This is a genomic window from Bradyrhizobium sp. LeoA1Lang, assembly GCF_055413685.1.
In genome coordinates, this window is sequence record NZ_JBVAPG010000052.1 from 1 (window position 1) to 11,691 (window position 11,691).

Consider the following 11,691-nt stretch of genomic DNA (forward strand, 5'->3'; position numbering starts at 1 on the left):
GCATCGCCATCAGACTCGCTCGAAAGCGAATCCAACCCGCACACATCATCGCATGGTCACTTTGGCGTAGAGCTCACCAGGCCGCCGCCCAGCGCGCGCACTTCAAAACAAAAAGACAACTGTAATGTTAGGCTGCGACTTGGCGGCGCTGGCCTCGCCGGCCTGCCGCATTAGCTCTTCTCCCATCAGCCGGTGCAACAGGTTGATCGCCTTCAGCGGGCGCACCATCACCTTGAAATGCGTGATCCGTCCCTCCGCATCGAAGGTGATGATGTCGACCCCGTTGATCTTGATGCCCTCAATCTCGTTTTCGAATTCGAGCACCGCGCCGTTATCGCTGCGCCATTCGCCCCGATACGTGAAGCCGGGGCCGCCCAGCACCTTTTCCGCGCTCGACAAATATTTGAAGGTGATGTCACGTCCGCACTGCGGCGCGTGTACGACGGGGCTTTCGAATACGGCGTCGGGGTGAAGCAGATCCCAGAGCGCTGCGCGATCATGGGACTTCATGTAGGCGTACCACTTGTCGAGGCCGGTCATTGTCAAAGACGTCTCCTCTTGGCGGAACGTGCAACGGCCCGACCATGGCGCGCCGTTTAGTCTTGACCGTCAATATGCACATTGACGCATATGCGCCTATGTGCATAAAGTCAAGGATGCTGGACGAGTGAGCAGGATCCGGACAAATGGGCGCCTGTCCTCCGACAGTATCCTGCTCAGCAAACCGGAGAGGGAGTGGCGACCCGTGGCCCTGGGTGACGCGATCCTCGCATGCCTGACCGAACGTCCGATGACGGGCTACGAGCTCGCCAAGACGTTCGACGCGTCCATCGGCTTCTTCTGGAAAGCCGACCATCAGCAGATCTATCGCGAGCTTTCCAAGCTGCGCGACCGCGGCCATGTCCAGGCCCGCGAGGTCGTCCAATCCGGCAAGCCCAACAAGCTGGTTTACACGCTGACCCCCGAAGGCAAGGCGGCGCTACGGCACTGGGCGGCGCGTCCGAGTATGCCGGCGTCGATCAAGGACGATCTCCTGGTGCGGCTCTACGCGCTCGACAGCGTCGATATCGAACCGCTGCGCACCGATCTGATGGCGCGATTGGAGCACCACCGCGACCGCTACGGGCGCTACGAGCGCCTGCTCAACAAGCGGTTCCCGCAAGGTGTCGCCTCGCCCGCCGATATGGGCAAGCTGCTCGGGCTTCGCATCGGCCTTCGCCATGAGCAGGTCGTGGCGGAGTGGTGCGAGGAGGCCATCGAGGCCCTCTCCGCCCTGACAAACCGGGTAACCGTTCAGCCGCTCAAAGCGGGCCACGGCGACGATAAGGCATAGGAACCTCTCCCCGTCGTCCCGGGCTTGACCCGGACCCATAACCACAGGGTTTGTGGTTGGAAGACGCTGGGCCGACTTGCACGTTTCACAACACATAGTCGGAGTTATGGGTCCCGGCTCGGAGGCCGGGACGACGGGCTTCCCGATGCAGGTTCCGCGCAAAGGTAACTTTAGAGCCCCGCGGCGCCATTCCTTAACCCGTTCTTTACCGTAACGCGAAAAAGTCGACGGCTAAGGCAGACGCCCCGCGCGGAATTCGATTGTCTGTTCAATCGGGACGTACGGGGAGGCTGCAGGCGTGGGTGTGGACGCCTTAGTCGGGACCGGACGGAATCATGAATTCGCGCGTATCGTGGAGTGTTGAAAGCATCGATCCATCCGTCCGCGAAAGGGCCGAGGCTGCGGCTCGCCGCGCCGGCATGTCGCTGAACGACTGGCTCAATTCCACCATGAGCGAGCCGGCGCCGCCGGATCTCCGCAATGACCAGGCGCGGCCCGCGATGCCGAGCCAGGCAAGCCGGGACGTCGCCGACATTCATCAGCGATTAGATGCGATCACCCAGCAGATCGATCGATTAGCGCGGCCCGCGCCGCGCAATGACGCCCCGCGCAGCGACGCTGCGCGCGGCCAGTCCAACGTCGCGCGCCAGCTCAACGACGCGATCTCGCGGCTCGATGCGCGGCTGTCACAGATTTCAAATCCCGCTGCCGCGGCGCGCCAGCCCCAGATGCCGGACCGGCAGCGCCAGGCGGAAGCCGTCGAGCGTGCTGCCGCAAAGGTCTACCGTCCGTCGCCGCCCTTAAGTCCCGCCTCTTTCGATTCCGCGATCGCGGAGATCACCGCACGCCAGAACGAACTCGACGGTCCGCCACCGCGGCAGATGCCGCCGCGCCACGCTCAGCCAATGGGCGCAGCTCAGCCGACGGGCCCAAGCGTTCCGCCAATGGCCGCGCATGCTCCTCCGGTTGCACCGGCACCTGCCGCGCCGGCACCGGCTGGCCCGGACTTCTCCTCGCTGGAGCGTTATCTGATCAAGATCACGAGCCAGATCGAGGCACTGCAACGGCCGGATCATATCGAGCAGTCGATCGCCGCGTTCCGGAGCGAGCTTGCGGAAATCCGCGCCGCGCTCACCGAGGCGATGCCGCGCCGCGCGATCGAATCGCTCGAAAGCGAGATCCGCTCGCTGTCGCGCCGCATCGACGACAACCGGCAGAACGGTGCCGACGGCCAGGCGCTCTCCGGCATCGAGCGTGCGCTGTCCGAGATCCGCGAGGTGCTGCGCTCGCTCACCCCGGCCGAGCAGCTCACCGGCTATGACGAGGCGATCCGCAATCTCGGCGCCAAGCTCGATCTGATCCTGCGCGCCAACGACGATCCCTCGACGGTGCATCAGCTCGAGAGCGCAATCGCCGCGCTCCGCGCGATCGTCTCCAATATCGCCTCCAACGACGCATTGGCACGGCTCACCGAGGACGTGCAGACGCTGTCGTCCAAGGTCGACGAGCTCGCGCGCGCCGGCAACCATGGCGATGCCTTTGCGGTCCTCGAGCAGCGGATCGCCGCGTTGGCCTCGACCCTGGAAAGCCGCGAGCGCCCGGCGCCAACCGAACACTCGCAACATCTCGAAGACGCCGTGCGTACGCTGTCGGAACGGATCGACCGTATGCAGGTCGGAAATGACAGCGCCTCGGCATTCGCGCATCTCGAACAGCGTGTCTCCTACCTGCTCGAGCGCCTGGAAACCTTCTCCAATCCTCAGTCCGGCAATTTCGGGCGCGTCGAGGAAGGGCTGCAGGACATCCTGCGCCATCTCGAACGCCAGCACGCCAATCTCGTGTCGCTGGCCGAGACGAGCCGCAATGCCGGCGCGCCGGCGCCGCAGCCGCTCGACCCTGGCCTCGTCGATATGGTCAAGCGCGAATTGTCCGATATCCGCTACAGCCAGTCGGAAACCGACCGCCGCACGCAGGATTCGCTCGAGACAGTGCACAATACGCTCGGCCATGTGGTCGATCGCCTCGCGATGATCGAGAACGATCTGCGCACCGTGCGCTCCGCGCCGGCCACGCCGTCACCGGCGCCCGAGCCGCCGCGCGCCGCGATGCCGCAGACAGTGATGCCGCAGCCGAAGCCCGAGCTGCCTAATCCCGCGATACAGGAACATTTCGCGGCCGCGCCGCGCGACTTCCATGCGGCCATGCCGGTGGAGGCTGTACCCGTTCCGCCGCCGCTCCCGCCGCGCGCGATCAGCGAGATTTTGGAGCCGCACGCCGCGGTCCGCGCCGCGCTCGAGCCGGACCTGCCGCCGGATCATCCGCTCGAGCCGGGCACGCGCCCGACCGGACGGGTGTCGACGCCCACCGAACGCATCGCCGCGTCGGAGAGCGCGATCAGCGAGATCTCGCCCTCCACTAAAGAGCCGGTCTCCACGTCGAGCTTCATCGCCGCCGCACGCCGCGCCGCCCAGGCCGCGGCCGCCCAGGCCGCCACCGAGAAGGGCGGACGTGGTGGGGCCAAGGCGGCAGCCAAGGCCAAGCCGGTCGACAAGGCTCAGGGCAAGTCCGAGGGCAAGGAGCCCTCGACCATCACGTCAAAGATCCGCTCGCTGCTGGTCGGCGCGAGTGTGGTGGTCATCGTACTCGGCGCCTTCAAGGTGGCGATGATCCTGCTCGATAGCGGCACCGCCTCGCAGATGCCGCCGATGGAGAGGTCGAGCGATGCCCCCGCCGCGGCACAGCCGCCGGCCGACACTGCGGTCGTCGCACCCGCGCCCGCGCCGGCCCCTGCGGCGCCATTGATGACTTCGCCGACCCCGCTCGGCCGGCAATCCAACAACAGCACCGCGCCGAACATGCTCGACGGCTCGCAGGTGGCGATCCCGCCGGCGCCCGCGCCGTCCCCATCTTCCGTTGCGAACAATGACATCACCGGCTCGATCCCCGCGCCGTCCGTCGCGCCGATGGGCGGCAGGCTTATGATGGTGCAGGTGCCGCCGAGCGAGCGGCTGCCTGATGCCATCGGCGGCCCGGTGCTGCGCGCTGCGGCGCTGAGGGGCGATCCGGCCGCGGCCTATGAGGTCGGCGTGCGCTTCGCCGAAGGCAAGGGCGTTCCGATCAATTATGACGAGGCCGCAAAGTGGTACGAGCGCGCCGCGCAGGCCGGCGTGGTGCCCGCGATCTTCCGGCTGGGAACCTTCTATGAGAAGGGCCTCAGCGTGAAAAAGGACGTCGACACCGCGCGGCGTTACTACGTGCAGGCCGCCGAGCGCGGCAACGCCAAGTCCATGCACAATCTCGCGGTGCTCGATGCCGATGGCGGCGGCAAAGGCGCCAACTACAAGAGCGCGGCACAATGGTTCCGCAAGGCCGCTGATCGCGGCGTCGCCGACAGCCAGTTCAATCTCGGCATCCTCTATGCCCGTGGCATCGGCGTCGAGCAGAACCTGGCCGAGTCCTTCAAATGGTTCAGCCTCGCCGCAGCCCAGGGCGACGCCGACGCCAGCCACAAGCGCGACGATGTTGCCAAGCGCCTCGACGCTCAATCGCTGGCAGCGGCCAAGCTCGCGATCCAGACCTTCACCGCCGAGCCGCAGCCCGACGACGCCGTCAACGCCGCGACCCCACCGGGCGGCTGGGACTCCGCGACCGTGCCGCCCAATGCGGCCAAGCCCGCGGCCAGGGCGGCGTCACAGAAGCGGACCGCCTCGATCGCGCATTAAAATTATGACAGACGCAGGACGCTGCGGTGCGGCGTCGCCATATGTATCTCAGCGCTGAAGCTGTGTAGAAAGGCCGGGCCCCCGCGCGGGTAGCTGCCAGCGCCGAGAGAACCAGTTTGTCAGCCCAAGACCACGAAGGTCGCTACCGAAGCTCGCCGACCGGGCCCCACGTAGCACCACCACGCCAGTCGATCGATCAACCGAAAGCGCGGCCGCCTCATCGGCCGGCATGGCGGTGGTCGATGTGGTCGATTGTCATATTCGTCCTCCTGATCTCCGGCGTCGGCATCCGCGCCTATCGGGACCTGTCGCGGCCCGACGCCTGGGCGTATTGGAGAGACCAGTATTTTTCGCCGAGCCTGAGTTCGAAACTGATCAGCAAGACCGATCTCGGCGGGGCGGTCGGCTCGCGGCCCGCTTTGGCCATCAGGGGCGAGATCGGGCCGGCCGCCGCGAACTGGTTCCGCGACAGGTTGGATGAGGCCCATCTGGCGCCCGGCGATGTTGTCCTTCTGTCATCTCCGGGCGGCGCTCTGAACCAGGCGCTCATCATCGGCGAAATGATCCGGACCCGCGGGCTGACGACCGCCGTCGGCGTTGCCGATGCTTCGGGCCAGGTCCGCCCGGCCTATTGCGCCAGCGCCTGCGTCCTCGCCTTTGCCGGTGGCACGACCCGCTACGGCATCGAGGGCTCGATGCTGGGCGTCCACCGGTTCGTCACCACGGCGCCGGTTGCCGACCCCGTCGCCGACACCCAGCGCGTCACCGGTGCCGTCCTGCACTACATGACCAGGATGGGCGTTTCGTCCACCGTCGTCGAGGCGATGTCACAAACCAGGGACATCCGCTGGCTCGGCACCAAGGAAGCCGCGGCGATGAACCTGATTACCGATCCCATCGGCCGACCGTGAGGCGACGGCCGACCTAGATCATGATCCGATTGGACGGAATCGGATCATGATCTCATCTCTTTGTTTGAGCATGATCTTTTCGGAAAACCGGTTTCCACTTTTCGGGATCATGCTCTGGGTGCGACAAAAAAGTCCGCGTTGGCGGATTCTATAGTCCCTCGTCGCGGCGATTTCGGTTATTCAAGGGCGCGGCAACCGATCCGCGCCCGTCTCCGCGTCGGATTCCGCTGCCCGCAAGCTCGATCAGAAAACCGCGCCGTGGGCTGGCCGTACGCCAGCCCCGCGGCATTATAAGAAGCGACCGCGCGTGCAGCTCTACCTCCCGATCGCCGATATTCCCGTCAATATCTTCCTCGTGCTGGCGATGGGCGCGGCGGTCGGTTTCGTCTCCGGCATGTTCGGTATCGGCGGCGGCTTCCTGATGACGCCGCTCCTGATCTTCATCGGCATCGCGCCGGCGGTCGCGGTTGCCTCCGTCGCGAGCCACATCGCGGCCTCCTCCTTCTCCGGCGCGATCTCCTATTGGCGCCGCCGCGCGATTGATCCGACGCTGGCGCTGATCCTGTTAAGCGGCGGCACGATCGGCACCGCGCTCGGGGTATGGACCTTCACCTATCTGCGCTCGCTCGGCCAGCTCGACCTGATGATCGGGCTGTCCTATGTCGTGCTGCTCACCGCGGTCGGCGGGGCGATGGCCTATGAGGGCCTGCGCGCGATGCTGCGCACCCGCCGCGGCGGCACCGTCACGCTGCGCCGCCCGGGCAGCCATGGCTGGATCCACGGCCTGCCGCTGAAGATGCGCTTCAAGCGCTCCAAGATCTATCTCTCCATCATTCCCGTCATCTTCGTCGGCCTCGTGATCGGCTTCATCGGCGCCGTCATGGGCATCGGCGGCGGCTTCATCCTGGTGCCGCTGATGATCTATTTGCTGCGGGTGCCGACCTCGACCGTGATCGGCACCTCGATGGTGCTGACGCTGGTGACGATGATCTTCGCGACCCTGCTGCACGCGGTGACCAATCACCTGGTCGATGCCGTGCTGGCCCTGATCCTGATGGTCGGCGGCGTCACCGGGGCGCAGTTCGGCGCGCGCGCGGGCCAGAAGATCCGCGGCGAGCATCTGCGGCTGTTGCTCGGGCTCCTGGTGCTCGCGGTCGGCATCCGCTTTGCGGTCGAGCTCGTGATCCGCCCCGCCGATCTCTTCACCATCCGCGAAACCGGCGGCGGCGCGCCATGACCGCCCGCGCACTCCTCGTTCTCGCCGCCCTGCTCGGTGCGATCCTCGCGGCAAGCCCGGCCTGTGCGGAGCGGCTGATCGTCTCGGTCTCGAACCACCGCGTCACGGTGACGCCGAATTATTCCGGCGAGGAACTGGTGCTGTTCGGCTCGGTCGAGAGGGATGCCGATACGCCACCCGGCCGCACCAATTACGACCTCGTGGTGAGCGTGATCGGGCCGCGCGCCGACATGGTGACGCGGCGCAAGGAGCGCCGATTCGGGATCTGGATCAACAGCGATTACCGGCAGTTCCTGCAGGTGCCGACCTATCTCGCCCTGTTCTCCAACCGCCCCTTCGACCAGATCGCTTCGCCGGAGGTGCAGCGGCGCCAGCAGCTCGGGCTCAACAATGTGCTGCTGATGCAGCGCGTCGGCCCTGACTATGCCGACGTCGTTCCCAACGACGTCTTCCGCAGCGCCTTCGTGCGGCTGCGCATCGAGCACGGGCTGTATCGCGAGGAGACCTCGGCGGTCACCTTCCTGACCCCGACCCTGTTCCGCACCACCATTCCGCTGCCGGCCGAGGTGCCGATCGGCACCTATAATGTCGAGATCAAATTGTTCACCGACGGCGCGCTGGTGACCAAGGCCGATACTGCCTTCGAGATCGTCAAGGTCGGCTTCGAGCAGTTCGTCGCCAATACCGCGCGGCAGAACGGCCTTGCCTACGGCCTCCTCACCGCCGCCATGGCGCTGATGACCGGCTGGATGGCCTCGATCGTGTTCCGGCGCGATTGACGTCACGACGCGAAGAGCCCGACGCCCATCGCAACCACGCTCAGCAGCATCGCCATCGTCGACAGCCACCCGAACCAATAGAGCGGGCCGGTGATGATATACCGGCCCATCACGTCGTGGCGGCGCGCCATGAACATCAGCAGCACCATCACGGGAACGGCGAGCACGCCATTGATGACCGCGCTCCAGTACAGCGCCGAGATCGGGTTGATCGGCGTGAAATTCAGCGCGATGCCGAAGCCGGCCGACAGCGCCAGCACGGCATAGAAGGCAACCGCCTCCTTCGGCTTGCGCGCCAAGCCCACCGGCCACTGGCGTCCCTCGCCGACAGCGTAAGCGGTTGAACCCGCGAGCACGGGAATGGCAAGCAGCCCAGTGCCGACGATGCCGAGCGCGAAGATCGCTTCCGCGAACGGTCCGGCGATCGGACGCAGCGCCTCTGCCGCCTGGGCCGAGCTCTGGATGTCGGTCTTCCCCGCCACATGCAAGGTCGCAGCGACCGTGACGATGATCGAGAGCGCGATCAGGTTCGAGAACGCCATGCCGACGATGGTGTCGGCGCGGATGCGAGAAAATTCCTTCCGCGCGCCATAGTGCTTGTCGATCAGCGGCTGCTTCTTGGCGTCGACGCGCTGGTCTTCGGCTTCCTGCGAGGCCTGCCAGAAGAACAGATAGGGCGAGATCGTGGTGCCGAAGATCGCGACGATGGTGGTGAAATAGTTTCCGTTCCAGGCGAGCCTTGGAAGCAATATGCCGGCAAGCGCCTCGCCCCAGGAGATGCGGGCGAAGGCAAGGGCCGCGACATAGGCGAACAGGCTGAGCGTCAGCCATTTCAGCACCGCGACATAGCGCTTGTAATCGAGGATGATCTGGGCGGCCACGGACGCCACGCCGAAAAGCACCACATAGAGGATGGGATGCCCGCCGACCAGGAGCGTCGTCGCATCCGCCATGGCGCCGAGATCGGCCGCGATATTGATCGTGTTGGCGATGAACAAGAGCGTGACCACGATGTTGAGCAGCCACAGCGGATAGTGCCGGCACACATTGCCCGAAATACCCTGACCAGTGACGCGGCCGACGCGGGCCGAAATCTCCTGGATCGCCACCATCAGCGGAAAGGTGAACAGCATGGTCCAGCCGATGCCGTAGCCGAGCTGCGCGCCGGCCTGGCTGTAGGTGCCGATCCCGGACGGGTCATCGTCGGAGGCGCCGGTGATCAGGCCGGGGCCGAGCGATTGCAGGAAGCGCTTGAGTTCGAAGGGCTGGCGCGGCTTGGCCTTGGAGGCCGGCTTATCGCCGGGTCTTACGTGATTGCCAGTCGATGCCTTGTGTTGCGTCATACCCGGTCCAGTCGCCGCGACAACGAACCGGAGGTGGTTCGGTTCCCGGCGCTGTACCTGGCTCCTCGTTGTGGCACAAGCAAGACATGTCGTCAGGCGCGCGGTGCGGGCGCGGCGGTTGGACGGGTCACGAGATAGATGCCGAGCGCGACCGGGATGATGCCGAGCAGATCGCGGGACTCGACATGCTCGCCGAGCACAAGGAATGCGAACAGCATGCCGAGCGGCGGCATCAGGAAGTGGTAGGCGCTCGCGGCGGTGGCGCCGCACACTTTCAGAAGATGAAACCACAGCGCGTAAGCCAGGATCGATCCGCCGAACACCAGGAATGCGAATGCGCCGAGCAGCCGCGCGCTCGGCACGATCTCGGAGACGCTCGAGAGCGTGAACGCGAATGGCAGGAGCACCAGCCCCCCGGCGAGATTCTGGATGCCATTGCCGATCCACAGGCCGCCCTTGGGTGCGAGCAGCTTGAACAGGATGGTGCCGGTGACGATGGAAGCGAGCGAGGCCAGCGTGAACACGATGCCTTCCATATGCTCGGTGCCGACGGAGATCCGATGCCAGACGATGAAGGCGACGCCGACAACGCCGAGCACGAGACCCGCGACCTTGCGCCAGGTCAAGACTTCGCCGAGGAATAGCGCCGCCAGCACCGCCGTGAACACCGGATTGGCCGAGACGATCAACCCGCCGATGCCGGCGGAGACTGTCTTCAGCCCGGTATAGCCAAGCCCGAGATAGAGCGCGTTGTTGGCAACGCCGAGCACCGAATAGACCGCGACATCGCGCCAGGAGAGCTGCCAGCCCTCGCGGCGCAGCGCCAGAAAGCCGAGGATCAGGACGCCCGCGAGCGAAAATCGCGCCGTGAGCAGGAGCAGCGGCGGACAATCGGTGACGCCGATCTTGCCGGCGATGAAGGCGTAGCTCCAGAGCAGGCAGAACAGAGCAATCAATAGCGGCAGCCGATTGAAGCCTTGACGAGGAGCCGCAATCGAAGGGGCGAGCGACATGTGAATTCTCCTTGGCCCTTCCATCTAGGGCCTCGCCTTCCCATTTGGAAATTAAATGATAGACTGGCAGCCAGTGGATTTTTGAATAGGTGCCGCCATGTTCGATTTGGAACTGCTGCGCAGTTTCGTCTCGGTGGTCGATGCCGGTGGCTTCACCCGCGCCGGCGAGCGCGTCCACCGCACGCAATCCACCGTCAGCCAGCAGATCAAGCGGCTGGAGGAAGATGTCGGCCAGCCGCTCCTGGTCCGCAACGGCAAGGATGTCACCCCGACCGAAGCCGGCGAACGACTGCTCTCCTATGCACGACGGCTGCTGGCGCTCGCCGAAGAGGCGCGCGATGTCGTGACGCGACCGACCTATCAGGGCGCGATCCGGCTCGGCATCCCCGAGGATTTCGCCGCCTATCGGCTGGCAAAACTGCTCGGCGCCTTCTCGCGCTCGCATCCAACGCTCCGGCTCGACGTGCGCGCCGACCAGAGCATGCACCTGCAGCGCGATCTCAATCGCGGCGAGCTCGATCTGGCGCTGCTCAAGCGCACCGCCGGCGAGAAGGGCGCGATCGCGGCGTGGCCGGAACGGGTGCACTGGGTCACCAGCAAGACGCATCCGCGCGATACGCGCAGCGGCTCGGTGCCGCTGATCGGATTTCCGGCCGGCTGTCTCTACCGGGCCGGCGCGATCCATGCGCTGGAGAGCGCGGGCCGCGCCTGGCACATGGCCTATACGTCCTCGAGCCTCTCCGGCATCCAGGCCGCGGTCGCCGCCGGCATGGGCCTGAGCATCCTATCGGAGATCGCGATCCAGGCCGATCACCGCGTGCTCACGGCAAAAGACGGTTTTGCCCCGATCGACAGGACCGAAGTCGCCCTGCTCGCCTCCCCCGCCGCCAGCCCCGCCACACTGCGGCTTGCCGACAGACTCGCGGAGTTCTGCGACACCGTGCAGGCGAAAGCGGCGTAGCGGGCGTAGGGTGGGCAAAGCGAAGCGTGCCCACCATCAGCACTCCGCTCGTGAGGGTGGGCACGCTTCGCTTTGCCCACCCTACAGCATTGCCGCGAGTTGTGATTCAAATTTCAAACAGCGGAGGGGATGTGAGTCTGTATTCTCGCGACGCATTGCGTCCGAGCTTTGCTTCACTTTCCACCCTCTCGAAATCAGAGGGCGCAGGGAAAGCCGGGTGCTGGTTGCACCCGTGGGTCCCGTGCAACAAAAAGCACGGGGGTAGGACCACAGGTTCAACCGAAGCATTCCGGCTTTCCCTGCGCGATGGTTTACGGCTTACTTCGTGCTCTCCTTGGTGACCGGGCTTTCTTGCCACCATCACTCACAGATCATCTCTGCGAACTTAGCGC

At 65.5% G+C, this 11,691-nt stretch carries 9 protein-coding genes; 6 read left to right on the forward strand and 3 right to left on the reverse strand.

The window, feature by feature from the left end:
- Nucleotides 1-102: 102 nt before the first annotated feature.
- Nucleotides 103-540 carry a nuclear transport factor 2 family protein gene (locus ACZYOF_RS18985; RefSeq protein WP_463716717.1) on the reverse strand — a complete coding sequence of 146 codons (438 nt, stop codon included), beginning with the start codon at nt 538-540 and terminating at the stop codon, nt 103-105.
- 205 nt (nt 541-745) lie between these two features.
- On the opposite strand from ACZYOF_RS18985, the gene ACZYOF_RS18990 reads away from it, so the two are divergent.
- From ACZYOF_RS18990 to ACZYOF_RS19010, 5 genes are all read left to right on the forward strand, one after another.
- On the forward strand, nt 746-1,333 hold the full coding sequence (locus tag ACZYOF_RS18990; RefSeq protein WP_463716718.1) for a PadR family transcriptional regulator: 588 nt from the start codon (nt 746-748) through the stop codon (nt 1,331-1,333).
- A 335-nt stretch (nt 1,334-1,668) separates the two neighbouring features.
- On the forward strand, nt 1,669-5,055 hold the full coding sequence (locus ACZYOF_RS18995) for a hypothetical protein (protein WP_463716719.1): 3,387 nt from the start codon (nt 1,669-1,671) through the stop codon (nt 5,053-5,055).
- Between the two features lie 242 nt (nt 5,056-5,297).
- Nucleotides 5,298-5,966 carry a COG3904 family protein gene (locus ACZYOF_RS19000; protein WP_282532443.1) on the forward strand — a complete coding sequence of 223 codons (669 nt, stop codon included), beginning with the start codon at nt 5,298-5,300 and terminating at the stop codon, nt 5,964-5,966.
- Between the two features lie 307 nt (nt 5,967-6,273).
- Entirely contained in the window at nt 6,274-7,203 is a 930-nt protein-coding gene (locus ACZYOF_RS19005) for a sulfite exporter TauE/SafE family protein (RefSeq protein ID WP_282532442.1), read from the forward strand.
- A complete protein-coding gene (locus ACZYOF_RS19010; RefSeq protein WP_463716720.1) occupies nt 7,200-7,982 on the forward strand; it encodes a TIGR02186 family protein in 783 nt (260 codons plus the stop codon). The genes ACZYOF_RS19005 and ACZYOF_RS19010 overlap by 4 nt, the downstream gene beginning before the upstream one ends.
- A gap of 2 nt (nt 7,983-7,984) precedes the next feature.
- Here ACZYOF_RS19010 and ACZYOF_RS19015 read toward each other — a convergent pair whose 3' ends face one another.
- Nucleotides 7,985-9,325, reverse strand: coding sequence for an NRAMP family divalent metal transporter (locus tag ACZYOF_RS19015; RefSeq protein WP_463716721.1), 1,341 nt, complete (start codon nt 9,323-9,325; stop codon nt 7,985-7,987).
- A 92-nt stretch (nt 9,326-9,417) separates the two neighbouring features.
- Entirely contained in the window at nt 9,418-10,338 is a 921-nt protein-coding gene (locus tag ACZYOF_RS19020; protein WP_463716722.1) for a DMT family transporter, read from the reverse strand.
- 97 nt (nt 10,339-10,435) lie between these two features.
- Here ACZYOF_RS19020 and ACZYOF_RS19025 point away from each other — a divergent pair, with 97 nt between their 5' ends.
- The gene (locus tag ACZYOF_RS19025; protein WP_130583447.1) at nt 10,436-11,299 is read left to right on the forward strand and encodes a LysR substrate-binding domain-containing protein; all 864 of its coding nucleotides are present in this window, start codon (nt 10,436-10,438) and stop codon (nt 11,297-11,299) included.
- The last annotated feature ends 392 nt before the right edge of the window (nt 11,300-11,691 follow it).